A 22,880-nucleotide genomic window follows, 5' to 3' on the forward strand; every position below is an offset into this window, starting at 1 on the left:
TACTCGGCCACTGTCGTCGCTGCCAAGCCCTGCACGATTGCACCACTGCCCCTTCCTCTGTGGCATGCGCGTTCTATCGGCGTCATAGGTGGAGTCAAATCGCCCAACCCCCTAGAATCCCCCGACGCTTAAAGGAGACGACCCCATGCTGATGGTGATTTCACCCGCTAAAACCCTCGACTACGAGACGCCGCCGGCCACCCAGCGCTTTACCCAGCCGCACTACCTGGATCATTCACAGGCGTTGATCGGCCAACTGCGCGAACTGAGCCCGCAGCAGATTGGCGAGCTGATGCACCTGTCCGACAAGCTGTCCGGCCTGAATGCCGCGCGCTTCGGCAGCTGGACACCTGCTTTCACCCCTGAAAACGCCAAACAAGCGTTGCTGGCATTCAAGGGCGATGTGTACACCGGCCTGAATGCCGTGGATTTCAGCGAGGCGGATTTTGATTACGCGCAAACCCATTTGCGCATGCTTTCAGGGCTATACGGGCTGCTGCGCCCGCTGGACCTGATGATGCCGTATCGCCTGGAGATGGGCACCAAACTGGCCAACGCCCGGGGCAAAGACCTGTACGCCTTCTGGGGCACGCGTATCAGCGAATGGCTCAATGAGGCGCTGGCTGCCCAAGGCGATGATGTGCTGCTCAACCTGGCGTCCAATGAGTACTTTTCGGCGGTCAAGAAATCAGCCCTGAACGCGCGCATCATCAACACCGAATTCAAAGATTTGAAAAACGGACAGCACAAAATCATCAGTTTTTATGCCAAAAAAGCCCGCGGCATGATGAGCCGTTTCGTGATCAAGGAACGCATTAACACCCCCGAGCAGCTCAAGCAGTTCGATGCTCAGGGTTACTATTACAGCGCCGAACAATCCAAACCCGATCTGCTGGTTTTTTTACGCGACCACGCCCCCGAATAAATCCCGCCTTTTTGACGTTCCCCGGGCTAACCGGGGAGCGCACTGCGATGTGAACCCCTTCACACTCCGGCGCAAATAGCCAAATATTTGACGCCAAAAATACGTCTTGAAATCTCTATGAACATAAATTCACTCGACAGATGTGACTTTTTTTCATAGTGGCACCTAATTTATTTACCCATAGTGGCAATTAACTATCCCCGCCGATGAACGCCTTGTAACTAAAGGGTGAAACCTTAAGTGCTATCAATATGGAACCAGTGCCATCACTTTTCATTTTGTTAAATTTCGTTGAAAACGGGATGAACGGCCCGGAACTATGTCCGAGAGCACTGCTCATACAACCCGTAACGATTCTTACAGATTTGTGAGATATCACTTACACAGATAAAACCAACTTTCTGGTGTTATCCGTATTAACAAAGCCCAGGCAAAGGTGACTGAAGCAGAGCTATAACCCTTTGTTTTAAAAGGCTAAAAACAAGAGAGAGCGCGGCGCCAGGCGCCCACCCAAGGCCGTCCCCATCATCTGACAGGCCTTACTGATAGTGATGAGTTGCACTTTAAATGTGCAACTTCCAACAACTTAAAACTTAACGATGCCTGCACACGGCATTACGGCTTTTATGTGCCGTAGTTCCGAGTGCGCCCACACTTTAAGTCCGGCTATTAAATGGCCTATACAAGACAGAGGTAATTGCGATGCGCATCAGCATATTTGGTTTGGGTTACGTTGGCGCAGTGTGCGCCGGTTGTTTGTCCGCCCGTGGTCACGAAGTGATCGGCGTAGATATATCTCAGGACAAGATCGATCTGATCAACCTCGGCAAGTCGCCTATCGTGGAACCGGGCTTGGGCGAATTGCTTGCCCAGGGTATCCAGAATGGCCGCCTGCGAGGCACCACCAACTTTGCTTCGGCAATCCGCGAAAGCGACCTGTCGATGATCTGTGTCGGCACCCCGAGCAAGAAAAACGGCGACCTGGAACTCAACTACATCGAAGCCGTGTGCCGCGAAATCGGCGCCGTGTTGCGTGACAAGACCTCGCGTCACACCATCGTGGTTCGCAGCACCGTGCTGCCGGGCACCGTGAAGAACGTGGTCATTCCGATCCTTGAGGAGTGCTCGGGCAAGAAAGCCGGTGTCGATTTCGGCGTCGCGGTCAACCCGGAGTTCCTGCGAGAAAGCACCGCCATTGCCGACTACGATCAACCGCCTATGACCGTAATTGGCGAGTTCGATAAAGCCTCCGGTGACGTGTTGCAATCACTGTACGAAGAACTCGACGCACCGATCATCCGCAAGGACATCGAAGTCGCTGAGATGATCAAGTACACCTGCAACGTGTGGCATGCCACCAAAGTCACCTTCGCCAACGAAATCGGCAACATCGCCAAAGCCGTCGGCGTCGATGGCCGCGAAGTGATGGACGTGGTGTGCCAGGACAAAACCCTGAACCTGTCGCAGTACTACATGCGTCCGGGTTTTGCGTTCGGTGGCTCGTGCCTGCCTAAAGACGTGCGCGCACTGACCTACCGTGCCAGCTCGCTGGACGTAGAAGCGCCGCTGCTCAACTCGCTGATGCGCAGCAACGTGTCGCAAGTGCAAAACGCTTTCGACATCGTCGCCAGCCACGACAAACGCAAAGTCGCCCTGCTCGGTTTGAGCTTCAAGGCCGGCACCGACGACCTGCGCGAAAGCCCTCTGGTGGAACTGGCCGAAATGCTGATCGGCAAGGGTTTTGACCTGAGCATTTACGACACTAACGTCGAATACGCCCGTGTCCATGGTTCGAACAAAGACTACATCGAATCCAAAATCCCCCACGTGTCGTCCCTGCTCAACTCGGACTTCGACGCCGTGATTAACAACAGCGACGTCATCATCCTGGGCAACCGCGATGAGAAGTTCCGCGCGCTGGCCGAAACCGCGCCACATGGCAAACAGGTCATCGACCTGGTGGGCTTCATGTCCAAAGCCACCTGCACCGTCGGCCGTACCGAAGGCATTTGCTGGTAACAACAGCGCTATAGCCGCTGACGATTGAAACGGGCTGCGATCTTTGACACTTCGAAAGATCGCAGTCTGCGCCAGCGACTACACGCTCTGCGCATCACAGCCTCCATGCTCAAACGGAACCTCATTATGCTCAGGCTAAAACACGGCCTTCTCCAAGCCGCCGGTTGGCTGTTTTACCTCACGCTGTTGATGGGCCTCGCGCTGGCGTTGCCGACATCGACCTTCGACTCCGAGTCGAAAAACTTTATTTTCCTGATTGGCGCCGTGGGTATCTGGCGCTATTCAATGGGTGCCACGCACTTCCTGCGCGGCATGCTGTTTTTGTATGTGGTGTACCCGCACCTGCGACGCAAAGTTCACAAGCTGGGCAAAGCAGCAGACCCGTCCCATGTGTTTTTGATGGTGACCAGTTTCCGTATCGACGCGCTGACAACGGCGCAGGTCTACAGCTCGGTCATTCGCGAAGCCATTGAATGCGGCTTGCCGACCACGGTCGTGTGCTCGCTGGTGGAGATGTCCGACGAGTTGCTGGTCAAGAGCATGTGGGAGCGTCTTAACCCGCCTGACCGCGTCAAACTCGACTTCGTGCGCATCGCCGGTACCGGCAAGCGTGACGGTCTGGCCTTTGGTTTCCGCGCCATCTCGCGGCACATGCCGGACAGCCGTGCCGTGGTGGCCGTGATCGACGGCGACACCGTGCTCGCCCCCGGCGTCGTGCGCAAAACCGTGCCCTGGTTCCAGCTGTTCGGCAATGTCGGCGGCCTGACCACCAACGAGTTCTGCGAAGTGCGCGGCGGTTACATCATGAGCGAGTGGCACAAGCTGCGCTTCGCCCAGCGCCACATCAACATGTGCTCCATGGCCTTGTCCAAGCGCGTGCTGACCATGACCGGGCGGATGTCGGTGTTCCGCGCCAACGTGGTCACTGACCCGGACTTCATTGCCGATGTGGAAAGCGATTCGTTGCAGCACTGGCGTCTGGGCCGCTTCAAGTTTTTGACCGGTGATGACAAGTCCAGCTGGTTCAGCCTGATGCGCCTGGGGTACGACACGTTCTACGTGCCGGACGCGGCCATTCACACCGTGGAACACCCGCCGGAAAAGAGCTTCATCAAGGCCAGCCGCAAACTGATGTTCCGCTGGTACGGCAACAACCTGCGGCAGAACGCCCGGGCGCTGGGGCTGGGTGTCAAGCGCCTCGGCCTGTTCACCAGCGTGGTGCTGTTTGACCAGCGTGTGTCGATGTGGACCTCGTTGCTGGGCCTGACCGTCGCGCTGATTGCCAGCTTCAAATACGGCATTACGTTCCTCATCGCCTACCTGCTGTGGATCGGTATTACGCGCCTGATTCTGACCCTGCTGCTGGCCTGCTCCGGCCACAGCATCGGCCCGGCCTACCCGCTGATTCTTTATTACAACCAGATTGTGGGTGCGCTGGTGAAGATCTACGTGTTCTTCCGCCTCGACCAACAATCCTGGACCCGTCAGGACACCAAATTGACCCGTGATCTGGCCAGCTTTCAACGTTGGTTCAACACCTGGTCGTCTCGAACCATGACCTTCTCGGCCGCCAGCATCTTTGTTGCCGTGCTGCTGACGATGGTCTGACCCGACTCGATCGAATTAACCAGGAACAAGACCTTATGAACTCTCAAATAAACACCAACGTTGTCCACGAATCCGAAGCCCAGCGTCAGCACGCACGGGTCAAAATCCCGGCCAAGCTGCGTTTTCTCGGCAAAGACCGCACACCGATGGACGTCAGCATCATTGACCTGTCGGCCGGTGGCCTGAGCTTTTACGCCGCCAATCAAACACTCGCCGTGGGCGAAGTGCACAAGGGCCGCCTGCAGTTTGTGATCGACAACCTTGAGCTGGCGATGGACGTGGAGCTGCTGGTACGTAACGTTGACCGCCAGAGCGGACGCGTCGGCTGCCAATTCCAGAACCTCGATCAACAGGACATTTCCACCCTGCGCCACCTGATCACTTCGCACCTGAGCGGTGACATTGTGACCATGGGCGAAGTGCTCGCCACCCTGCAGCGCGACAACTTCACCAAAGCGCGTAAGGTAAAGGATGGCGGCAGCGGCATGACCCCGTTCGCACGCATGAAAGCCGTGGTGCTGAGTGCGGGCGTGTTTGTCGTCGGGCTGGTGGCCTTCGGTTTTATCGTCAAATCGGTCTACGGCCTGTACTTCGTCACCCACGCTCAGTCGGCGCTGGTCAGCGTGCCAAGCATGAACATCACCATGCCCCGCGATGGCACCGTACAAAGCCTGGTTAAAGACGACAACCTGGCGGCCAATGGCGCGCCGATTGCGACGTTCAGCACCAGCATGCTGGATGTGCTCAAAGGCCATCTGGACGAAAACCAGTTGCAACCGGCCAATATCGAAACCCTGTTTGGCAAGCAAATGACCGGCACCCTGACCTCGCCGTGTGATTGCGTGGTGGCCGAGCAAGTGGTTGCCAATGGTCAATACGCCAGCAAGGGCGACGTGATCTTCAAATTGGTGCCGCGCACCAGCGAGGCCAACATTGCCGCACGCTTCAGCTATCGCCAGTTTGGCGATGTGCTGCCGGGTACCCGCGTGAACTTCCAAGTGGCGGGCGAAGACTATCAGCGCACCGGCAAGATCATCAGCAGCACCAGCCTGAACAGCGACGACCTGTCCTCCGACATCCGCGTCCAGATCAAACCCGATGCCCCGCTGGACAGCGCCCTCGCCGGTCGCCCGGTTGAAGTGCGCAGCGATCGCGGTCCGTCGATGGACTGGCTGATCAGCAAAGCGTCGGCAGCAGGTCTGTAACCATGAAGAACGCCTTCCCTACGCTTTGCCTGCTGACCCTCGCCCTCGCTGGCTGCTCCGGCCTGCCCGATCAGCGTCTGGCCAATGAAGCGCTGAAAAATGGCGATACCGCCACCGCCCAGCGCAACTACCAGGCGCTGGCAGACTTGGGTTACACCGAGGCGCAGGTCGGCCTGGCCGATATCTGGATGGAAAGCCGCGACGCCGAACAGCTGAAAAAGGCCGAAGCCACCTACCGCGAAGCGGCGAAGACCTCGCCCCGCGCTCAAGCTCGTCTGGGTCGTCTGCTGGCCGCTAAACCCGGCGCCAGCGACGCCGAGTTGCACGAGGCGCAAGCCTTGCTGCAACAAGCGTTTGCCAGTGGCGACGCGAATAGCCTGACGCCGTTAGCGATGCTTTACCTGCAGCACCCGCAGAGCTTCCCCCAGATCAATGCCCAACAGCAGATCAGTCAGTGGCGCGCCGAAGGCTACCCGCAAGCCGGTCTGGCCCAAGTGGCGCTGTACCGCATCGAAGGCACCTACGATCAGCACCTGGGTGAAGTCGAGTCCATCTGCCGAAATGCTTTGGCCACCACCGACAGTTGCTACGTCGAGCTGGCCACGGTGTACCAGAAACAAGGCAAAACCGAGCAACAGGCCGCGCTGATCCAACAACTGCAAAGCGCTTACAACCGAGGCACGGCCTCCGCGCAAAAAGTCGACGGCGTGGCCCGTGTTCTGGCCGACGCCAGCGTCGGCACGCCGGATCCCGAGACGGCCCGTTCGCTGCTGGAAAACATTGCCCCGGCCTACCCTGCCGCTTGGGTCAGCCTGGCGCAGTTGCTCTACGACTTCCCCGATCAGGGCGACGTAGCACAGTTGCAGCAATACCTGGACAACGGCCGCGCAGCCGACCAGCCCCGCGCCGAACTGTTGCTGGGCAAGCTGTATTACGACGGTAAATGGGTGACCCCCGACGCGCAAAAAGCTGAAGCGCATTTCCAGCGCGCCGTGGACAAGGAAGTGGCCGCTGACTACTACCTCGGCCAGCTTTACCGTCGCGGTTATCTGGGGCAGGTGTACCCGCAAAAAGCCCTCGACCATCTGCTTAAGGCGGCTCGTAACGGCCAGAACAGCGCCGACTTCGCCATCGCCCAGTTGTTCTCCCAGGGCAAGGGCACGCAGCCCAACGCCGTGAACGCCTATGTGTTCAGCCAACTGGCCAAGCTGCAAAACACCCCGCAAGCCAATGAACTGGCGGCCCAGCTCGACGAGCAACTGCCCGCCGATCAACGCGCTGCGGCTCAGCGCCTGCTGCAAAAAGAAAACGCCTTGCGCGCCACCCTGAGCCAGAACGCTCTGGCGGTACAGACGCTGGCCGACGAAAACGGCGAGGAAGCCCTATGACCCTGAATCCTTTTGTAAAAGCCGGGATCGGCCTGACCTTCGCCCTGTTGTGGTCATGCCCGACCCTGGCGGCGCTGACCGATGAGAAAAACTTCGGCCTTGAAACCAAGATCACCGCGCAATCGGAAGACGACCGCGACCTGGGTACCCGCAGCGGCGGCGACGTCAACGGCATCGGCCTTGACCTGCGCCCGTGGGTATACGGCGAACGCGGCAACTGGAGTGCGTACGCCATGGGGCAGGCAGTGACCTCCAGCGACATCATCGAAACCGACACCCTGCAACAGTCGGATACCGAACAAAACAGCAGCAGCGACGCTCGCAAACAGGACAAAAGCTACCTGGCCCTGCGCGAATTCTGGGTCGGCTACAAAGGCTTCACGGCCTACCCCGGCGAACAGCTCAAATTCGGTCGTCAACGCCTGCGCAATGACGATGGCACCTGGCGCGACACCAACATCGAAGCGCTGGCCTGGACATTTGATACCACCTTGCTCAAGGCCAACCTCGGCGCGGCCGAACGTTTCAGCGAATACCGCACCGACCTGACCGAGCTGGCACCGCAAGACAAGGACCGCCTGCACCTGTTCGGTGATATTTCGGCGCAGTGGACGCCCGGTCAATGGGTCGGCCTGCGCGCCCATCACACCCATGACGATGGTTCACTCAAGCATCAGGGCGAAGAAGTCGACGCGCTGGATAAAACCCAGAACGGTGACCTGACCTGGCTCGGCCTCGAAGCCAACAGCGACGCCTACAACTACCGCAACACCAACACTGTGAATTACTGGGCCAGCGTCACCGGTATGAGCGGCAAGCGCGACAAACTGGCCACCTCAAGCGTGGACGGTCGCAACATTGCCGGCGCCAAAGCCAGTGACGACGTGGACGGCTGGGCCACTGATCTGGGGGTGCGTTTGCGCCTGGACCCGAATTGGCAAGTGGGCGCCGCCTATTCCCGCGCCAGCGCCAACTACCAGCAGACCGGGCTTGAAAGCAACCGCTCCAACTTCACCGGCACCCGCTCCCGGGTGCATCGCTTTGGTGAAGCGTTCCGGGGTGAGATGCAAAACATCCAGAGCGCCAGCCTGTTCGGTTCGTGGCAACTGCGCGACGAGTACGACGCCTCGCTGGTCTACCACAAATTCTGGCGCGTCGACGGCAACAAGCCGATCGGTGCCAGTGGCATCAATGCCGTGGAGAACAACGAAGACCCGACGGGCGGCCTGATTGCCAGCACCGCGCTGCCGATGATGGACGGTAAAAAAGACCTGGGTCAGGAAATGGACCTGGTGGTTACCAAGTACTTCAAGCAAGGCCTGTTGCCCGCCGCGCTGAGCCAGTCCATCGATGAACCTTCGGCACTGGTGCGCTTTCGCGGCGGCGTATTCAAGCCGGGCGATGCCTACGGCAAAGGGGTGGATTCGTACATGCACCGCGCGTTCGTTGACGTGATCTGGCGCTTTTAATGACAACGCCAACGGGAGTGCGTGACATGAATCATCCTGCTTATATCAGCGCGATCAGCCTGCTGGCCGGCGCTCTGCTGCTGGCCAGTTCCACTGCGTTTGCCGCTGGCGAAGCGGTCAAGCCGACCGTGGCCAAAGAGCTGCAACACGCCAAAACCTATACCGTCAGCACGGCACCTGTCGCACCGCTGAACATCCCGAAACCGGCATTGCCCGACCTTTCGGGCTACACCGCCGAAGCCGCTGCGGCCAAGATCGTGCGCAGCACCGCGGGTAAAGTCAGCGTGCGGCGCATGATGCAAGAAGACGCGTTGAAGGACTTCATCGGCGGCGATAACAAAATGGCCGAGTGGGTGGTACGTCAGGGCGGCATCCCGCAGGCGATTTTCATCGACGACGGCTATGTGAACCTCAAAGACCTGACCAAGCGCCTGCCCAAGCAGTACTTCAGCGAGACCGCGCCAGGCGTGTACCTGGCGCGCTTGCCGATTGTCGTCGGGCACAAGGGCATTCTGGAAATCGACCACAGCACCCAAGAGCTGCGCCTGTCCCAGGAAGCCGGTTCGTTTCTAGTCAACGACGGCCAACTGTTCGTGCGTGACACCCAGGTCACCGGCTGGCGCGAAAAGACCAATGGCCCCGCGACCTTTCGCGATGCCAAGGAATTCCGCCCGTTCCTGCTGTCCTGGGGCGGCACCGAGACGTACATCATCAACACCAAAATGGCGAGCTTCGGCTACGCCAACAGCAAGTCGTACGGGGTGAGCATTTCCCAGTACACGCCCAACATGGCCAAAGTCATCAAGCGTGACGAGCCCACAGGCTGGATTGTCGGCTCCGAGTTTTCGGACATGTGGTACGGCTTCTACTGCTATGAAACCCGCGACTTCGTGGTCAAGGGCAACACCTACCGCGACAACGTCGTCTACGGCATCGACCCCCATGACCGATCTCACGGGCTGATCATTGCCGAGAACGATGTATTCGGCACCCAGCGCAAACACGGGATCATCATTTCCCGTGAAGTGAACGACAGCTTCATCTTCAACAACCGCAGCCATGACAACAAGCTGTCGGGGCTGGTGATTGACCGTAACAGCGTCAACAACCTGATTGCCGACAACGAGATTTTTCAGAACCACACCGACGGCATCACCCTCTACGAGAGCGGCGACAACCTGCTGTGGGGCAACAAAGTCATCAACAACCGCCGTCACGGCATCCGCGTTCGCAACAGCGTGAACATCCGCCTGTACGAAAACATCGCCATGGCCAATGGCCTGACCGGCGTGTACGGCCACATCAAAGACCTGACCGACACCGACCGTGACATCGACCTCGACCCGTTCGACGCCGAAGTGTCTCTGATCATGGTCGGCGGCGAGCTGGCCGGTAATGGCAGCGGCCCGCTAGCGATCGATTCGCCGCTGAGCATCGAGCTGTACCGGGTGTCGATGCTGGCCCCGACCAAATCCAGCGGCATCAGCTTCAACGGCATTTTGGGTGAGCGCCAGGACGAAATACTCGACCTGATGGTGCGCCAGCAAAAAGCCGTGTTGATCGACCCCGTTGAACGCCAGACCGAATTGCGCAACTGAGGATGACTGTTATGCCCCCCCATCTGATCAAGATTTTGAGCCTGTCGGGCCTGACTGCTGCCATCCTCGGCGCAGCAGCCGGTGTGCAGGCGGACGAGATTCAGGCGCCTGCCTTCACGGCCCAAGCGTGCTGCAACCTGTGCCCGGCTGCCCACGACGCGAAAAACTACACCACGCGCTATCAGCAGAACTTCACCACACTGGTGCAGGCCCAGGGCGACTGGCTGTTCCGCACCCAGGAAGACCTGCGTACTGAATTCGACACCACGCCTGCCGGCTACAAGCGCATGCAGCAGTTGCACGACGCCTTCAAAAGCAAGGGCGTGGAGCTGGTAGTGGTGTATCAGCCGACCCGCGGACTGGTCAATCGCAACAAATTGATGCCCGCCGAGCGCGACACATTCGACTACGACACGGCGCTGAAAAACTACCAGGCCATGCTCGGGCGCTTCGCCAAAATGGGCTATTACGTGCCCGATTTGTCCCCCCTGACCAATGAGCAGCAAGCCCACGACTTCTACTTCCGTGGTGACCAGCACTGGACCCCGTACGGGGCCGAGCGCACGGCGAAAATCGTGGCTGATACGGTGAAAAAAATCCCCGGTTTTGCCGACATCCCGCAGCGAGAATTCGAAACCAAAATCACCGGGCGCATGGGCAAGACCGGCACCCTGCACAACATGGCCGGGCAACTGTGTGGCACCAGTTACGCCGTGCAGTACATGGACCAGTTCAGCACCGAGCCCAAGGGCGAAGCCGCTGACGGCGACCTGTTCAGCGACGAGGCCAACCCGCAAATCACCCTGGTGGGCACCAGCCACAGCGGCAAGAACTACAACTTTGCCGGGTTCCTGGAGCAATACATCGGTGCCGACGTGCTGAACGTCGCCTTCCCTGGCGGTGGCCTGGAGGGCTCGATGTTGCAGTACCTGGGCAGCGATGAATTCCAGAAAACCCCGCCCAAGGTGCTGATCTGGGAATTTTCGCCGCTGTATCGCCTGGATCAGGAAACCATCTACCGCCAGATGATGGCCCTGCTCGACAACGGTTGCGAAGGCAAACCCGCGTTGATGAGCAGCAGCGCCACCCTCAAGCCGGGCAAGAACCAGATGCTGGTCAACAGCACCAACAAAGACCTGCGTAACGCCAACCACCAAATCGACATTCGCTTCGCCGACCCGTCGGTGAAAACCCTGCAAGCCACGCTCTGGTACATGAACGGTCGCCATGAAGATCTGAAGATCGACAAACCGACCACGTCCGACACAGACGGGCGTTTCGCCTTTGAACTGCGTACCGATGAAGACTGGGCCAGCCAGAACCTGCTGGCCATTGAGATTCAGGGCCCGGAAGACGCGGGTGACGCACAGAAAGTCGAAGCCAAAATCTGCAAACGCAACGTTTTCTCCCACCCTGCGCCGCTGAACGCGCAGGCCGGACGATGAGGTTTCTGATGCCCACTGCACCGATCAACCTGCGCACCTTGCTGGCGCCGACCCTCCTAGGGCTGGCGATGTTTGCCAGCACCGCCCACGCCGCCGCGCCCTTGCGCCCGCCCCAGGGCTATTACGCCCCGGTCGAAGCGTTCAAGACCGGCGATTTCAAAAACGACTGCGGTGCGATGCCCAAGCCGTACACCGACAAGCTGGAATTTCGCAGCAAGTACGAAGGCTCGGACAAAGCCCGCTCGACGCTGAACGTGGTTTCGGAAAAAGCATTTCGCGATGCGACCTCCGGCATCACCACCCTTGAGCGCGGCACCAGCAAGCGGGTGATGCAGTTCATGCGTGATGGCCGCCCCGAGCAACTCGAATGCACGCTCAGTTGGCTGACGGCCTGGGCGCAAGCCGATGCGCTAATGAGCAAGGACTTCAACCACACCGGCAAATCGATGCGCAAATGGGCGTTGGGCAGCATGGCCTCCTCGTACCTGCGCCTGAAATTCTCCGAGTCGCAGCCACTGGCCAAACATCCGCAGCAAGCCAAAGCGATCGAAGCCTGGTTCAGCAAAATGGCCGAACAGGTGGTCAGCGACTGGGACAACCTGCCGCTGGCTAAAACCAACAACCATTCGTACTGGGCCGCATGGTCAGTGATGGCCACGTCCATCGTCACCAATCGCCGTGATCTGTTCGACTGGTCGGTCAAAGAGTTCAAGGTCGGCGCCAACCAGGTCGACGCCCAGGGCTTTTTGCCCAACGAACTCAAGCGCCAGCAACGCGCCCTCGCCTATCACAACTACGCCCTGCCACCACTGGCGATGATCGCCAGTTTTGCGCTGGTCAATGGCGTGGACCTGCGCAACGAAAACAACGCGGCCCTCAAACGCTTGGGCGAGCGTGTGCTCAACGGCGTGAAAGACCCGCAAACGTTTGAAGCCAAAAACGGCAAAGCGCCGGACATGACCGATTTGAAAATCGACGCCAAATTCGCCTGGCTGGAGCCGTTTTGCACGCTCTACACCTGTACGCCCGAGGTGATCGACATGAAACGCGGGATGCAGCCGTTCAAGACCTTTCGTTTGGGCGGGGACCTGACCAAGGTCTACGACCCGGCGCACGAAAAAGGCTGAACGCGGCCCTCTCCTTCAGGCAGAGGGTTGGGGTGAGTGTCGATAGAACGGCACCCACGCTGGAATGAAACATATGCACCCTCCCCATTTTTTTCACGGGGGGGGGTTGGGGGGGCTAAGCCCTTTATTGCTGGTCCACACGGAGAGGTCAGGATGGTTTTTTCATCCAATGTGTTCCTGTTTTTATTTTTGCCGGTGTTCCTCGGCTTGTATTACTTGAGCGGGCAACGCTATCGCAACCTGTTGCTGCTGGTTGCCAGCTACGTGTTCTATGCCTGGTGGCGCGTGGACTTTCTGGCCCTGTTCATCGGGGTCACGGTCTGGAACTACTGGATCGGTCTCAAGGTCGGTGCGGCCGGGGTTCGTACCAAGCCCGCGCAACGCTGGTTGCTGCTGGGCGTGGTGATTGACCTGGGGATTCTGGGCTACTTCAAGTACGCCAATTTCGGCGTCGACAGCATCAACGCGATGATGGGCTCGGTGGGTCTGGACCCGTTTATCCTGACCCACGTGCTGTTGCCGATCGGGATCTCGTTCTACATCTTCGAGTCCATCAGCTACATCATCGACGTGTACCGCGGCGACACCCCGGCCACCCGTAACCTGATCGACTTCGCGGCATTCGTCGCCATCTTCCCGCACTTGATCGCCGGGCCCGTGCTGCGTTTTCGCGACCTGGCCGACCAGTTCAACAACCGCACACACACCCTCGACAAGTTCAGCGAGGGCGCCACACGGTTCATGCAGGGTTTCATCAAAAAAGTCTTCATCGCTGACACCCTGGCAGTGGTGGCCGATCATTGTTTTGCCTTGCAGAACCCGACCACAGGCGATGCCTGGCTCGGAGCGCTGGCCTACACCGCGCAACTGTATTTCGACTTCTCGGGGTACAGCGACATGGCCATCGGCCTGGGCTTGATGATGGGTTTCCGCTTCATGGAAAACTTCAAACAGCCGTACATCAGCCAGTCGATCACCGAGTTCTGGCGTCGCTGGCACATCAGCCTTTCCACCTGGCTGCGTGACTACCTCTACATCACCTTGGGCGGCAACCGCAAAGGCACGCTCATCACTTACCGCAACCTGTTTCTGACCATGTTGCTGGGCGGTCTGTGGCATGGCGCGAACATCACCTACATCGTGTGGGGCGCCTGGCACGGCATGTGGCTGGCGATTGAAAAAGCGCTGGGCATCAACACCACGCCGCGTGCGCTGAACCCGATCCGCTGGGCACTGACCTTCCTGCTGGTGGTCATGGGCTGGGTGATCTTCCGTGCCGAAAATCTGCACGTGGCCGGTCGCATGTACGGCGCCATGTTCAGTTTCGGGGAATGGTCGCTGTCGGAACTCAACCGCGCCAACCTCACCGGCCTGCAAGTGGCCACGCTGGTGGTGGCGTACCTGACGCTGGCGTTCTTTGGCCTGCGCGATCTGTACAGCACGCCCAAATCCACGCGCAAAACCGAGGCCGATGGCCCGGCGACCGCGCAACCGGGGCTGATCAAAGCCGTACCGGGCGACGCGCCGGACAGCCTGCACCTGCCGGGCTACACAGTGGGTGCGCAAGCCAGCGTGCAACCGGCGTACTGGGTAGCCGATTGGCCGCGCTACGCGATGCGCACCTTGATCGTGCTGCTGTTCATCGCCTCGATTCTCAAACTTTCGGCGCAAAGCTTCTCGCCGTTCCTGTACTTCCAGTTCTAAGGGGAGCCGACCATGAATCGAACATTACGCATCGTCTACGTCGCCTTTTTCTGCGCCTTGCTGCTGGGCCTGGGGCTGATTTCATTGCGCAGCTTTATGGGCTTCAACACCACGGACGACGCCACCGTGCTAAACGGGCGCTGGAGCAAAGCCGTCGAGACGCATTATGACGACGAGTTCCCGATCAAGCGTTTGGGCACCAACCTCTGGGCTGCGCTGGATTTCACCCTGTTCAACGAAGGCCGTCCCGGCGTGGTGCTGGGCCGCAACCACTGGCTGTTCAGCGATGAAGAGTTCAAGCCCTGGCCCAACGCCGAGCAAAACGTGGCCGGTAACTACGCGCTGGTCGAAGGCGTGCGCCAAACCTTGAAGGCACACGGAGTGAAGTTGGTGATGGCGGTGGTGCCGTCCAAAGTGCGCCTGTACCCCGAGCACATGGGTGACGCACGTCCTGCCAGCATTCACGCCGATCTGTACCGCGACTTTCACGCGCAATTGGCCGCCAGCCAGATCATCGCTCCCGACTTGCTCGGCCCGCTGCAACAGGCCAAGCAAGGCGGTGCGCAAGTCTTCCTGCGTACTGACACGCACTGGACACCCGACGGCGCGCAGGTTGCGGCCCAGCAACTGGCGGCCGCGATTGGCAGCCAGTTCCCCCTGAGCGGTGAACCGCAACAGTTCGTAACCGAGGCCGAGAAAACCGAACAGCACAATGGCGACCTGGAGCGCTTCCTGCCCATGGACCCGCTGTTCAGCAACCTGATGCCGCCTTCCGAACCGCTGGAAAAACGCAGCACCCGGGCGGCCAATGATCAGGCAGACAGTGAAGACGCCTTGTTCGCTGACAGTGAAGTGCCCGTCACGCTGGTGGGCACCAGCTACAGCGCCAACCCGAACTGGAACTTCGTCGGTGCCCTGAAACAGGCCCTGCGCAGCGACGTGATCAACGATTCCAAAGACGGCCACGGGCCGATCCTGCCGATGCTCGCTTACCTCAAAAGCGATGCCTTCAAGAACACCCCGCCCCAAGTGCTGATCTGGGAGTTCCCCGAGCGTTACCTGCCGGTGGACAACGAGATCGGTGACGCCGATCCACAGTGGGTCGCGACCTTGAAAGAAGCGGGCGCACGCCAACCGCAACTTGCACAAAACACTGCGAAATCCGAGACGCCCAACCGGGCGCAACACTGAAAGAGAGGTTCGACTGATGACTATCAAAACCATGCCGTTCACACCTGCTCCACGTCGTCTCGCCAAATCACTCGCATTGATCGCGGGCATGAGCCTGCTGTCGCTGCAAGCCTGGGCCGGCGGTGATGCCGCGCTCTACGGCCCGACCGCACCGAAGGGCTCCAGCTTTGTGCGCATGTTCAACGCCAGCAACCAGCCCGTCAGCGCCACCGTTGGCAACACGGCCCTCAACGACGTTGCGGCGCAGGGCAGCAGTGATTTCAGCTTCCTGCCCCAGGGCGACTACAGCGCCAAAGTCGGTAGCCACAACCTGCCGGTCAAACTGAGCGCCGACCACTACTACACCTTGGTCAACACCAGCAGCGGCCAACCGCAACTGATCGAAGAGCCGCCGTTCAAGAACAAACAGAAATCCCTGGTACGGGTCCAGAACCTGACAGACAAGGCGCTGACGCTGAAAACCGCTGACGGCAAGACAGACGTGGTCAAGGCTGTGGCGGCCAAGGGCCGTGGCGAGCGTGAGATCAACCCGGTGAAAGTCAGCTTTGCGCTGTTCGAGGGCGACAAGAAGGTCAGCGACCTCAAGCCGGTTGCACTGGAACGCGGTGAAGCCGCAGTGCTGTACGTCACCGGCAGCGGTAGCAGCGTGTCACCGACGTGGGTCAAGCGCCCGGTTTCTACCCGTTAATTCGATTTTTTGCTCTGTGCAGGCGCGAGCGAGCCTCGCGCCATCAGACACACCTATTTCAGTTTTTGGAGAGACAACATGATTCCGGTAATTCTTTCAGGTGGTAGCGGTTCCCGTCTGTGGCCTTTGTCGCGCAAGCAGTTCCCCAAACAGTTCCTGGCACTGACCGGCGAGCAGACCCTGTTTCAGCAAACCCTGGAACGCCTGGTGTTTGACGGCATGGATGCACCGATTGTGGTGTGTAACAAAGAGCACCGTTTCATCGTCAACGAACAGTTGGCGAGCCGTCACCTGGACACCCAGCGCATCCTGATGGAACCGTTCGGCCGCAACACCGCGCCCGCCGTGGCCCTGACCGCAATGATGCTGATTAACGAAGGCCGCGACGAGTTGATGCTGGTGCTGCCGGCCGACCACGTGCTGGAAGATCAAAAAGCCCTGCAACGTGCCCTGGCGCTGGCCACCGTGGCCGCTGAACGCGGCGAAATGGTGCTGTTTGGTGTCCCTGCGCTCAAACCCGAGACCGGCTATGGCTACATCAAGTCCACCGCCGATGCCCTGCTGCCCGAAGGCGTGAGCCGTGTTGCCTCCTTTGTCGAAAAACCCGACGCCAAACGTGCTGCGGAATTCGTCAAAAGTGGCGGCTACTTCTGGAACAGCGGCATGTTCATGTTCCGCGCCAGCCGTTTCCTGGAAGAACTGAAAAAACATGATCCGGACATCTACGACACCTGCCTGCTGACCCTGGAACGTAGCCAACAAGACGCTGATACCGTGGACATCGACGACGCCACATTCGCCTGCTGCCCGGACAACTCCATCGACTACGCCGTGATGGAAAAAACCCAGCGCGCCTGCGTCGTGCCGCTGACTGCGGGCTGGAGCGATGTGGGCTGCTGGTCATCGCTATGGGATGTGAACGAGAAAGACGCCAACGGCAACGTCAGCAAAGGCGACGTGGTGATTCAGGACAGCACCAATTGCATGATCCACGGCAACGGCAAACTGGTGTCGGTGATTGGCCTGGATAACATCGTGGTGGTGGAAACCAAAGACGCCATGATGATTGCCCACAAAGACAAGGTTCAGGGCGTTAAACAGATGGTCAACACCTTGAACGCCCAAGGGCGCAGCGAAACCCAGAACCACTGCGAAGTGTACCGCCCGTGGGGTTCCTACGATTCGGTGGACATGGGCGGCCGTTTCCAGGTCAAGCACATCTCAGTCAAGCCCGGCGCCTGCCTGTCGCTGCAAATGCACCATCACCGCGCCGAACACTGGATCGTGGTGTCGGGCACGGCGGAAGTGACCTGTGACGAAAACGTGTTCTTGCTGACCGAAAACCAGTCCACGTATATCCCGATTGCCTCGGTGCACCGCCTGCGCAACCCAGGGAAAATCCCGCTGGAAATCATCGAGGTGCAGTCCGGCAGCTACCTGGGTGAAGACGATATCGAGCGCTTTGAAGATGTGTACGGCCGCTCGACCCCGGTAGAACGCGGGGTTTCGGTCAAGACGATTGCGCAGTAAACCGCTCTCCTGCACCCGTCATCTGTAGCCCGTGCCCAGGGCTCCGTTCAGGCACCGCTGCACTGCCTGACGCAGCCTGTGGCAACGGCTTTGTGAAACGGTCATTTACCTGTCTGATTCGCCATTCCCACCTAAGCTTCAGTAGGATGTCCCTCCACTCTTTGCGAGGCGAGCGTCATGCTTATCGGCGTTCTACTGATCATCACCTGGCTGGTCCTGCTGCTGCGCTACCCGTCCAAAGCCTTGCCGGTTTCACTGGCGGCGGTGGCCGGGCTGGCGATTGTGGCCGCTTCAGTCGCCTGGCTCGATCACCGGGAAGCCCAGCAACTGGCCCGCCTTGAGTTGCGCATGGTCTACGCCCCCGACCAATGCCCACCCGACCGTCCTCTGAGCCTGACCCTGCGCAACAGCAACGATGTGCCCTTGCTGGAACTGGGCTGGCGCGTGGCGGCTTATGCGCCCGGGGATAGCGTCAACCTTGCCGACAACCTGTACACCGCCCCGCGTTACCGTGGGCCGGGGGAACTGCTCGCGGGCGGCGTATGGCAGGACTGCTTGCCGTTACCGCCCCTGCGCGCAGGTTATCGTGCGCAAACCCTGGAGTTTCGGGCCGAGCGCCTGCACGGCAAATTTTCCAACTGATCTTTAATCGTTGCGTTGAAGGACGTCTTGATGCCACTCGTTTTAATCACTGGCTGTTCCAGCGGCATTGGCCGCGCGCTCGCGGATGCCTACCAACACGCCGGTTATGAGGTGTGGGCCACGGCCCGCAAAACGGCCGATGTGACGCAGTTAAAAGCCGACGGTTTTGTCGCCGTACAACTGGATGTCAACGACAGCCTTGACGTTGACCGGCTGAGCAAACGCATCAAACAGCATGGCCGAGGCCTGGATGTGTTGATCAACAACGCTGGTTATGGCGCCATGGGCCCCGTGCTCGACGGTGGTGTGGCGGCACTGCAATTGCAATTTGAAACCAATGTTTTCTCGATGGTGGGCATGACGCAATCCCTGCTGGAGCCGCTGCGCAGCAACCGCGGGCTGGTGATCAATATCGGCAGTGTTTCGGGGGTGCTGGTGACGCCGTTTGCCGGGGCCTATTGCGCGTCGAAAGCGGCCGTACACGCCTTGAGCGAAGCCATGCGCATGGAGCTGGCGCCGCTGGGTGTGCAGGTGATGGAAGTGCAGCCCGGTGCCATCGACACACACTTTGCAAAAAACGCCAGCGCCTGCGCCGAAGTGCTGATTACCGAGGACTCACCGTGGTGGCCGATGCGTGAGGGGATTCGCGCCCGCGCCACGGCCTCCCAAGACAACCCGACCCCCGTGAACGAGTTTGCGCAGGTGGTTTTCAGGGCCAGCCAGAAACCCCGACCACCGGCCTTGTTGCGTTACGGTAACGGCAGCCGCGCCTTGCCACTGCTGGCAGCGCTGATCCCGCGCAGGTTGCTGCAAAAAATCCTTATGAAACGCTTCGGCCTGAGCACGCCTCGCGGCCTTTCATAAAGTCGATAAACACCCGCACCTTGAGCGGCAGGTGACGGGTGTCCGGGTACAGCGCATACACGCCTTGGGGGGTGAATTGCCAATCCGGCAACACGTGCACCAACCGGCCGCTTTGCAGGTCGTCTTCAATCAACCAGTCAGGCAAAATCGCCACACCCTGCCCGCTCAATGCAAATGCCCGCAGCACCGATGAGTTGTCCGCCTTGAGGCGCGCCTTGTCGGGGGCGGGTTCGTATGGCCGAACGGCACCGCTGCTGCGCGCCGTCACATGCAACTCCCCCACCCGCCCATGGGCCAGCCACGGGGTTTGCTCAAGCGCACCCACGCTGTCGATGGCCGGCTGAGTGCGCATAAAGCCCGGTGACGCCACTGGCAAAATCTCAAAGCGGCTCAACTGCACGGCACGATGGCTGGAGTCAAGAATGCGGCCCAGGCGCAGGGCTACGTCAAAGCGCTCGGAAATCAAATCAGCGTGGGTCGATGAGGTCGAGAGGTGCACATTGAGTTCGGGGTGCAGCGTGCGGAACGCCTCCAGCGCGGGCACCACTTTGGCCAGCGCATACTCCACCGTGGTGGTGACGCGCAGCGTGCCCTTGAGCTCTGTGTGCTCACTGCGGGCTTCGTCGATGGCCAACTGCGCCGCTTCCAGCATGCTCAGACACCGCACATAAAAGCGTTCACCCGCCTCCGTCAACGCCAGCCGCCGGGTGTTGCGGGTGAGCAACGTGACACCCAGCTCAGCCTCCAGTCGCTTGATAGTGAAGCTCACTACCGCTCGGGTCTGACCCAACAAATCGGCCGCTGCGGTTAGAGAGCCGGCTTCTACCACGGCTTTGAAGGTGTCGAAACGGTCAAGACTGACCACGCGAAATACCACCGATTGTCAAAATAATTTTGACAATCTAGCAGCGCTTACGCCGTTCCTCCAACCACAAAAGACGCCTACTGTGCGGCCTCAAATCAAGGAGCCGGTCATGGCCTATCGCAACAAAATCGCCACCGTGTATTTGCTGGGCTTTGCGCTGGATCTGGTGAACATGTTTGCCGTGTCGATTGCCTACCCGCAAATCGGACTGGAGCTGCGGGCTTCGGTGGCGCAATTGGCCTGGATCGGCAACGCCTACATGCTGGGCCTGACCCTGATTATTCTGCCCAGTGTGTGGCTGGCAACGGTGGTGGGCGAAAAACGCCTGCTGCTGATTTCACTGGGGGTGTTTACGGCTGCGTCGTGGGCTGTGGCGCAAGCGACGTCGATTGAAACGCTGATGGGCTGGCGCCTGTTACAAGGGCTGGGTGGCGGTTTGTTGATCCCGGTGGGGCAAGCAATGGTGTACCGCGAGTTTCGCCCCCACGAACGGGCGCGGTTGACGTCGGTGATCCTGCTGGTGGCCCTGATGGTGCCTGCCCTGTCACCGGTGCTGGGCGGCTGGGTGGTTGAAGCGAAGTCATGGCGCTGGGTGTTTTACGCCAATCTGCCGCTGGCGCTGATTGCATTGGTACTGGCGCAGTGCTGGATCAGGCCCGGGAGTCAATCGGCCCGCACCGCACCGGTCAGGTTGGCGACCTTGGTGCACTTGCTCAAAAGCCCGCTGCTGCGTGTCGCGATGCTGACGTACCTGTGCATTCCGGGGATTTTCATTGGCACGCAGTTGGTGAGCATTCTGTATGTGCATCAGCTGGGTTACAGCCCAGCGCAAACTGGCGCGCTGATGCTGCCCTGGGCGTTGGCGTCCGCACTGGGCATTGCCCTGAGCCGTTACCGGTTCAATCGGTGGGGGCCCAAACCCTTGCTTGTGGCAGGCATGAGCGCGCAGGCACTTGGCATCGCCTTGTTGATCCACATGCAGGACGGCCCACTCTGGTTGCCCATGGCACTTTATGCACTGATGGGGTTTGGCGGCAGCCTGTGCAGCAGCACGGCACAGAACACGGCATTTATTGACGTACCCGCTGAACACATGGCCCACGCCAGCGCGTTATGGAACCTCAACCGGCAGTTGAGCTTCCTGCTCGGCCCGGCGCTGATGATGGCGCTGTTCGGTGCCTTGAGCACACTCACCTCGACGTCCCACGCCTTTGCCCTATGCTTTGGCATCGGTTGTGGATTGACGCTGGTGCCGCTCATTCCCGCTTTACGCCTTGATACCCCACGCGTGCTGGCCTTGCTGGCACCCTGACCCAAGAGAATGTGATGACTGAGTACACGCGCTACTTCAACCTTGTCAAAGAAACCCATGTTGAGATTGAAGGCTGGTTTTCCGGGCTCGAACCGGGGGTACTGCCAACATTGCTGGGACGTTTCTCACCGCAGTTTTCGATGATCACGCCCAGCGGCAATGCGCTCGACGTGAACAGTATGCAAGACCTGTTTGAACCGTTACGTGGTACCCGAGCGGAGCTGAAGATCACCCTCAGCGAATTCGAGGGCATTGCCTGTTACGCAGGCGGGGCGGTCATCCGTTATCGCGAAGTACAAGAAGAACCCAACGGCAAGCGGACCGACCGGCGGGCCACCGCCGTGTTTGAGCAAGACGCCAGCGGCGCTGTGCACTGGCGTCATTTGCATGAGACGTTTTGCGCGGGCTAATTCTTTAGTGCTCGGGATGCTCGTCAACGTCATCCTGTTGCACGATCACCGTGCAGGTGGTGCCGGCGGCGAGCAGGAAACCCTCGGGGATTTCGTCGATGTGGATACGCACCGGCACCCGCTGGGCCAGACGCACCCAGTTGAATGTCGGGTTAACGTCGGCCACCAGCTCGCGGCTTTCGGGGTTATCCCGGTCGTAGATGCCGCGCGAGATGCTTTCGACGTGGCCTTTGAGCACTTCGCCGCTCATCATTTGCAGTTCGGCTTTATCACCCACACGAATGTGCGGCAGTTTGGTTTCTTCGAAGAAGCCATACACCCAGAACGAGTCTTTATCGACCACCGCCATTTTCGGATCGCCGACCCGTGCGTAGTCGCCACGGTGCACATTCAGGTTGGTGACGTAACCATCGACCGTGGCCAGCACTTTGGTGCGCTTGAGGTTGAGCTGCGCGGCATCGAGCTGGGCCAGGGCATGCTGGTAATCGGCCAGGGCCGAATCAGCAATGTTGCTGGCGTCGTCACGGTTTTCCTTTGAGATCACCAGGTTGTCCATGTCCGCCCGGCGATGGGCGTTGAGCTTGCGCATCTCCCAGGTGGCCTTGCGCGAGGCAACGAGCGACTGGGCCTGTTTGACGGCAATTTCGTAATGCTCGGGGTCGATTTCCAACAGCACATCGCCCTTTTTCACCAACTGGTTGTCCTTGACCGGTACGTTGACCACGTACCCGTTAACATCGGCCGCGACGTTGATGATGTCGGCGCGCACCCGGCCATCGCGGGTCCACGGGGTGTTCATGTAATGCACCCACAGGGTTCGGCCAATCCATATCGCAAGGGCCAAAACCAGCAAGGTGGCAAGCAGGCTGAAGAACTTTTTCATCGGATCG

Annotated in this window: 19 protein-coding genes; 17 read left to right on the forward strand and 2 right to left on the reverse strand. The window is 59.5% G+C overall.

The genetic code is table 11. The features are described 5' to 3' along the window. Nucleotides 1-145: 145 nt before the first annotated feature. The 15 genes from yaaA (at nucleotide 146) to HBN68_RS14535 (ending at nucleotide 19,403) form a co-directional block, all read left to right on the forward strand. Nucleotides 146-925 (forward strand): peroxide stress protein YaaA, encoded by a 780-nt coding sequence (gene yaaA, locus HBN68_RS14465; protein ID WP_094992652.1) that lies wholly within the window; start codon nucleotides 146-148, stop codon nucleotides 923-925. A gap of 702 nt (nucleotides 926-1,627) precedes the next feature. Further along, a complete protein-coding gene (locus HBN68_RS14470; protein ID WP_094992653.1) occupies nucleotides 1,628-2,944 on the forward strand; it encodes a UDP-glucose/GDP-mannose dehydrogenase family protein in 1,317 nt (438 codons plus the stop codon). A 123-nt stretch (nucleotides 2,945-3,067) separates the two neighbouring features. After that, nucleotides 3,068-4,552 carry a mannuronan synthase gene (gene alg8, locus HBN68_RS14475; protein ID WP_169965120.1) on the forward strand — a complete coding sequence of 495 codons (1,485 nt, stop codon included), beginning with the start codon at nucleotides 3,068-3,070 and terminating at the stop codon, nucleotides 4,550-4,552. A gap of 35 nt (nucleotides 4,553-4,587) precedes the next feature. Beyond that, entirely contained in the window at nucleotides 4,588-5,757 is a 1,170-nt protein-coding gene (locus HBN68_RS14480) for an alginate biosynthesis protein Alg44 (protein WP_169965088.1), read from the forward strand. 2 nt (nucleotides 5,758-5,759) lie between these two features. Further along, nucleotides 5,760-7,145, forward strand: a complete 1,386-nt coding sequence (gene algK / locus HBN68_RS14485; RefSeq protein ID WP_169965086.1) for an alginate biosynthesis TPR repeat lipoprotein AlgK — start codon at nucleotides 5,760-5,762, stop codon at nucleotides 7,143-7,145. After that, nucleotides 7,142-8,614 carry an alginate export family protein gene (locus HBN68_RS14490; protein ID WP_169965084.1) on the forward strand — a complete coding sequence of 491 codons (1,473 nt, stop codon included), beginning with the start codon at nucleotides 7,142-7,144 and terminating at the stop codon, nucleotides 8,612-8,614. Before algK ends, HBN68_RS14490 begins: the two co-directional genes overlap by 4 nt. A 26-nt stretch (nucleotides 8,615-8,640) precedes the next feature. Further along, nucleotides 8,641-10,212 (forward strand): mannuronan 5-epimerase AlgG, encoded by a 1,572-nt coding sequence (gene algG / locus HBN68_RS14495; protein ID WP_169965082.1) that lies wholly within the window; start codon nucleotides 8,641-8,643, stop codon nucleotides 10,210-10,212. An 11-nt stretch (nucleotides 10,213-10,223) separates the two neighbouring features. Further along, nucleotides 10,224-11,657 carry an alginate O-acetyltransferase gene (locus HBN68_RS14500; RefSeq protein WP_169965080.1) on the forward strand — a complete coding sequence of 478 codons (1,434 nt, stop codon included), beginning with the start codon at nucleotides 10,224-10,226 and terminating at the stop codon, nucleotides 11,655-11,657. Between the two features lie 8 nt (nucleotides 11,658-11,665). Continuing rightward, a complete protein-coding gene (locus HBN68_RS14505; protein WP_169965078.1) occupies nucleotides 11,666-12,784 on the forward strand; it encodes a mannuronate-specific alginate lyase in 1,119 nt (372 codons plus the stop codon). A 153-nt stretch (nucleotides 12,785-12,937) separates the two neighbouring features. Beyond that, nucleotides 12,938-14,488: an MBOAT family protein gene (locus HBN68_RS14510; RefSeq protein WP_094992660.1), complete on the forward strand. Its 1,551-nt coding sequence runs from the start codon at nucleotides 12,938-12,940 to the stop codon at nucleotides 14,486-14,488. A gap of 12 nt (nucleotides 14,489-14,500) precedes the next feature. Then, complete coding sequence (locus tag HBN68_RS14515) at nucleotides 14,501-15,679, forward strand: alginate O-acetyltransferase (RefSeq protein ID WP_169965076.1); 1,179 nt, start codon at nucleotides 14,501-14,503, stop codon at nucleotides 15,677-15,679. A gap of 31 nt (nucleotides 15,680-15,710) precedes the next feature. After that, the gene (locus tag HBN68_RS14520) at nucleotides 15,711-16,367 is read left to right on the forward strand and encodes an alginate O-acetyltransferase AlgF (protein WP_094992742.1); all 657 of its coding nucleotides are present in this window, start codon (nucleotides 15,711-15,713) and stop codon (nucleotides 16,365-16,367) included. Nucleotides 16,368-16,445: 78 nt separating this feature from the next. Further along, entirely contained in the window at nucleotides 16,446-17,897 is a 1,452-nt protein-coding gene (locus tag HBN68_RS14525; protein WP_094992662.1) for a mannose-1-phosphate guanylyltransferase/mannose-6-phosphate isomerase, read from the forward strand. A 177-nt stretch (nucleotides 17,898-18,074) separates the two neighbouring features. After that, nucleotides 18,075-18,539, forward strand: a complete 465-nt coding sequence (locus HBN68_RS14530; RefSeq protein WP_094992663.1) for a multidrug transporter — start codon at nucleotides 18,075-18,077, stop codon at nucleotides 18,537-18,539. 30 nt (nucleotides 18,540-18,569) lie between these two features. Next, nucleotides 18,570-19,403 (forward strand): SDR family oxidoreductase, encoded by an 834-nt coding sequence (locus HBN68_RS14535; protein ID WP_169965074.1) that lies wholly within the window; start codon nucleotides 18,570-18,572, stop codon nucleotides 19,401-19,403. On the opposite strand, the gene HBN68_RS14540 is transcribed toward HBN68_RS14535, so the two are convergent. Then, complete coding sequence (locus HBN68_RS14540) at nucleotides 19,360-20,268, reverse strand: LysR family transcriptional regulator (RefSeq protein ID WP_169965071.1); 909 nt, start codon at nucleotides 20,266-20,268, stop codon at nucleotides 19,360-19,362. The two genes, HBN68_RS14535 and HBN68_RS14540, sit on opposite strands and share 44 nt — an antisense overlap. A 109-nt stretch (nucleotides 20,269-20,377) precedes the next feature. Here HBN68_RS14540 and HBN68_RS14545 point away from each other — a divergent pair, with 109 nt between their 5' ends. Then, the gene (locus HBN68_RS14545; protein ID WP_169965069.1) at nucleotides 20,378-21,580 is read left to right on the forward strand and encodes an MFS transporter; all 1,203 of its coding nucleotides are present in this window, start codon (nucleotides 20,378-20,380) and stop codon (nucleotides 21,578-21,580) included. A gap of 14 nt (nucleotides 21,581-21,594) precedes the next feature. Further along, the gene (locus HBN68_RS14550; protein ID WP_169965067.1) at nucleotides 21,595-21,990 is read left to right on the forward strand and encodes a DUF4440 domain-containing protein; all 396 of its coding nucleotides are present in this window, start codon (nucleotides 21,595-21,597) and stop codon (nucleotides 21,988-21,990) included. Between the two features lie 4 nt (nucleotides 21,991-21,994). On the opposite strand, the gene HBN68_RS14555 is transcribed toward HBN68_RS14550, so the two are convergent. Next, nucleotides 21,995-22,873, reverse strand: a complete 879-nt coding sequence (locus HBN68_RS14555; RefSeq protein ID WP_094992666.1) for an HlyD family secretion protein — start codon at nucleotides 22,871-22,873, stop codon at nucleotides 21,995-21,997. Nucleotides 22,874-22,880 lie beyond the last annotated feature (7 nt).

This window comes from Pseudomonas sp. WS 5078, assembly GCF_012985745.1.
Classification (GTDB): domain Bacteria; phylum Pseudomonadota; class Gammaproteobacteria; order Pseudomonadales; family Pseudomonadaceae; genus Aquipseudomonas; species Aquipseudomonas lundensis_A.

Excerpts from the sequence above, each read along its gene's own strand:
- yaaA (WP_094992652.1), top strand. The coding sequence starts at position 146 with ATGCTGATGGTGATTTCACCCGCTAAAACCCTCGACTACGAGACGCCG.
- HBN68_RS14470 (WP_094992653.1), top strand. The coding sequence starts at position 1,628 with ATGCGCATCAGCATATTTGGTTTGGGTTACGTTGGCGCAGTGTGCGCC.
- HBN68_RS14480 (WP_169965088.1), top strand. The coding sequence starts at position 4,588 with ATGAACTCTCAAATAAACACCAACGTTGTCCACGAATCCGAAGCCCAG.
- algK (WP_169965086.1), top strand. The coding sequence starts at position 5,760 with ATGAAGAACGCCTTCCCTACGCTTTGCCTGCTGACCCTCGCCCTCGCT.
- HBN68_RS14490 (WP_169965084.1), top strand. The coding sequence starts at position 7,142 with ATGACCCTGAATCCTTTTGTAAAAGCCGGGATCGGCCTGACCTTCGCC.
- algG (WP_169965082.1), top strand. The coding sequence starts at position 8,641 with ATGAATCATCCTGCTTATATCAGCGCGATCAGCCTGCTGGCCGGCGCT.
- HBN68_RS14500 (WP_169965080.1), top strand. The coding sequence starts at position 10,224 with ATGCCCCCCCATCTGATCAAGATTTTGAGCCTGTCGGGCCTGACTGCT.
- HBN68_RS14505 (WP_169965078.1), top strand. The coding sequence starts at position 11,666 with ATGCCCACTGCACCGATCAACCTGCGCACCTTGCTGGCGCCGACCCTC.
- HBN68_RS14510 (WP_094992660.1), top strand. The coding sequence starts at position 12,938 with ATGGTTTTTTCATCCAATGTGTTCCTGTTTTTATTTTTGCCGGTGTTC.
- HBN68_RS14515 (WP_169965076.1), top strand. The coding sequence starts at position 14,501 with ATGAATCGAACATTACGCATCGTCTACGTCGCCTTTTTCTGCGCCTTG.
- HBN68_RS14520 (WP_094992742.1), top strand. The coding sequence starts at position 15,711 with ATGCCGTTCACACCTGCTCCACGTCGTCTCGCCAAATCACTCGCATTG.
- HBN68_RS14525 (WP_094992662.1), top strand. The coding sequence starts at position 16,446 with ATGATTCCGGTAATTCTTTCAGGTGGTAGCGGTTCCCGTCTGTGGCCT.
- HBN68_RS14530 (WP_094992663.1), top strand. The coding sequence starts at position 18,075 with ATGCTTATCGGCGTTCTACTGATCATCACCTGGCTGGTCCTGCTGCTG.
- HBN68_RS14535 (WP_169965074.1), top strand. The coding sequence starts at position 18,570 with ATGCCACTCGTTTTAATCACTGGCTGTTCCAGCGGCATTGGCCGCGCG.
- HBN68_RS14545 (WP_169965069.1), top strand. The coding sequence starts at position 20,378 with ATGGCCTATCGCAACAAAATCGCCACCGTGTATTTGCTGGGCTTTGCG.
- HBN68_RS14550 (WP_169965067.1), top strand. The coding sequence starts at position 21,595 with ATGACTGAGTACACGCGCTACTTCAACCTTGTCAAAGAAACCCATGTT.
- HBN68_RS14555 (WP_094992666.1), bottom strand. The coding sequence starts at position 22,873 with ATGAAAAAGTTCTTCAGCCTGCTTGCCACCTTGCTGGTTTTGGCCCTT.